Raw genomic sequence first — 2,874 nt, 5'->3', positions numbered from 1 at the left:
TTTGGTCAGCATTGATGGGAGTTGCATGGACGTGGCGGACGAAAGCGTGAACGCCGAGGAATTTGGCCGTCCTGCGTCCAAGAGAGGCATAAGTGGCTTTCCGCAGATGCGTTATGTTTCGCTTGTGGAGAACGGGACGCACGTATTGTTTGGCACGCAAATGGGTTCTTACCGAACGAGTGAAAGGAAGTTGGCGATCCAGGTGATAGAGCACTTGGGGCCGGGGATGCTTTGCATGGCTGATCGAGGCTTTTTTGGATATGACCTCTGGAATTCGAGCCGTACCTCCGGGGCTGACTTGCTGTGGCGTGTGAAAAAGAATTTGGATTTGCCGATGCTGGAACGCTTGCCGGACGGTTCCTACCTTAGCATGATATTCAAGTCCGCCAAGGATCGCCGTCATGGTATCGGAGTCAAGGTGCGTGTCATTGAGTATCGACTTGTTGGAATTCCTGATGCGGAGCCGTTGTATCGACTCATAACCACGATTTTGGATCCTGCGGAAGCTCCTGCGCAAGAATTGGCTGCACTTTATCATTAAAGGTGGGAAATCGAGACGGCATTTGATGAACTCAAGACGCATTTGAGAGGAGCCAAGGTGGTTCTTCGGAGCAAGACACCGGATTTGTGCCGGCAGGAGTTCTATGGCCTTTTGATGACTCATTTCGCGATTCGTGGCTTGATGCATGAAGCGGCCTTGAGCGAGGACATTGACCCTGACCAATTGTCGTTTGTCCATTCCGTAAAGGTTGTGCGGCGAAAGCTGCCGTTTTTCGGCGCTTTTCCCCCCTCAGCAGTGGATGACGTTTCACAAATCCGTGCTGAAGGAAATTCTGGATGAACGTGTTGTCTCGAGTCGTAATTGTAAATGTCCGCGGGGAGTAAAACGCAAAATGAGCAACTACCCTGTGAGGCCGAGAAATTCAAAACCTGAGCCTGTTTCAGATTACGAAATCTGCGTCGAAATATTTTAAATGAACAGTATTGAATTTAAAGGAGAACCACCATGAGTCTCACGGCATCAATGTGGACCGGGGTCAGCGGCCTCAAGGGTCATGGTCAGAAGATGGGCGTGATCGGCAACAACATCGCCAACGTGAGCACCTTGGGGTTCAAGGGCTCGCGCCTGCACTTCGAGGACTTCATGAGCCAGACCGTGAACACGGCCGGGGGCGCGGGCCAGGTGGGCCGCGGCGTGACCGTGGGTACCATCCTGGGCGACTTCAGCCAGGGCGCCCTGGAGTCCACCAACGAGGCCACGGATGTGGCCATCACCGGCAATGGCTTCTTTCTGGTCAGTCCTCCGGGGGAAGAAATCAACTACTACACCCGGGCCGGCAACTTCCGGTTCGACAAGGAAGGCTACTTCATCGACCCGCATGGTTATCGGGTCCAGGGATGGGGAATGGATGGCGGGGCCATCACGGGCGTACCAGGAGATTTGCAACTGGAAAACTTCCAGTCCCCCCCGGCACCCACGGAAAATATTTCGGTCATCGCAAACCTGGACTCACGGAGTGAGCAATTTAATGCGGCGGCAGGGGATATTCAGGATGCATGGGACGGCACGGCTGTTCCACCTATTGGCGCGAACAACTATACCTATCAGTCCACGCTGCGGGTTTACGATGAAAACGGCGGCGGGCATAATCTGACTGTATATTTTCGGCAAAGAGAACCGCTCGGTGGTGAAAATCCCGCGGGCAAGTACTGGCAGTTCATTGTGACCTGTGCGCCGGATGAAGATATGCGAAATGGAGCTGCTGGCAACGCGGTGGCAGGCCTGTTGTTTGACGGCGAAATGCATTTCAATGCGGCCGGTGAACTGGCAGATATGGCTAATCTTCGTTACTATGATGGAGCTGCACCTCCCGCACCTCAGCCTGTTGCCGCTGCCCACGTCCAAAACGGATACCCCCTCCTTTTCGCGGACTTTCTTGGTTCCTCACAGGCTGTTGGCGCTGTGTTTCCTGACGATTATCAACCAATAGAATTGAACTTTGGTGGCTTGCTTACCCCGGCGGCTGCATTTGACAGACCCGAAGCCCTGGCCACCACCAGCTATTCCAGTTCTTCGGCCACCCTGTTCCAAACCCAGGACGGCTATACAGCGGGTTTCCTGCAGAATGTGTCCGTCAGCCGCGAAGGGGTGATAACCGGTCGGTATTCCAACGGACAGGTGGATGAGTTGTTTACCCTGACCATTGGCGACTTCAACAATGTCTGGGGGCTGCGTCGGGAAGGCGGCAACCTCTTTGCCGAAACCAGGGATTCCGGCCCGGCCTACACCGGGATCGCCACCACCGGGAGGTTTGGAACTGTGTCCTCCAACTCCCTGGAACTCTCCAACGTGGACCTCGCAACGGAATTCGTGAAAATGATCAGCACCCAGAAAGGCTTCCAGGCCAACAGCAAGACCATCACCACCACGGACATGATGCTGGATGAAGTGATTCGGATGAAGAGATAACGGGTTGACGGATCGGTAATCAGGACAGGCCGGAAGCGTGATGCTTCCGGCCTGTTTGTTTTCGGTGAGGCGAGGCAAGGGGGGGTAACCCTACAACGCAATTTAGATAAAAATACTTGATTGTTCACTCAAAGCCTGCCACTATGCCAATTACCTTACATCAAGCAAAGGAGGCAGGCCATGCTACCAGGTTGTCGAAGAAATGAGCATTGTTATTCAGTTCCAAAATTTGATTTAACCCTTGCAGAAATTGAAGGTTTTAAGGACAAGCTCGAAGGCTTCCACGAATATTTCCATGACTGCTTTCTCAGAAGCGAGTCCAGAGCCAATTTTTTTCGCTACATGAGTGGCCAGTTCAGTGGACTTGAACGTAAATCAATTGAACCCATTGCCTTAAGTGTCGA

2 protein-coding genes and 1 pseudogene are annotated in these 2,874 nt (G+C 53.1%); all 3 read left to right on the top strand.

Annotated features, from left to right (window positions below):
* Positions 1 to 541 (top strand): transposase (locus AC559A_RS18920; protein WP_498819249.1); only part of this gene is annotated, 541 nt, incomplete at its 5' end.
* A 465-nt stretch (positions 542 to 1,006) separates the two neighbouring features.
* Complete coding sequence (locus AC559A_RS18915) at positions 1,007 to 2,470, top strand: flagellar hook protein FlgE (RefSeq protein ID WP_498819248.1); 1,464 nt, start codon at positions 1,007 to 1,009, stop codon at positions 2,468 to 2,470.
* A gap of 180 nt (positions 2,471 to 2,650) precedes the next feature.
* Positions 2,651 to 2,874, top strand: a pseudogene (locus tag AC559A_RS18910) (hypothetical protein); the annotation flags it as partial.

It is taken from the genome of Desulfonatronum zhilinae, assembly GCF_900182865.1.
Classification (GTDB): domain Bacteria; phylum Desulfobacterota; class Desulfovibrionia; order Desulfovibrionales; family Desulfonatronaceae; genus Desulfonatronum; species Desulfonatronum lacustre.
Note: the sequence above shows the minus strand (reverse complement) of the source record. Positions and strands in the feature narration are given on the sequence as shown.

Coding starts and splice junctions, on each gene's coding strand:
- AC559A_RS18915 (WP_498819248.1), top strand. CDS start 1,007: ATGAGTCTCACGGCATCAATGTGGACCGGGGTCAGCGGCCTCAAGGGT.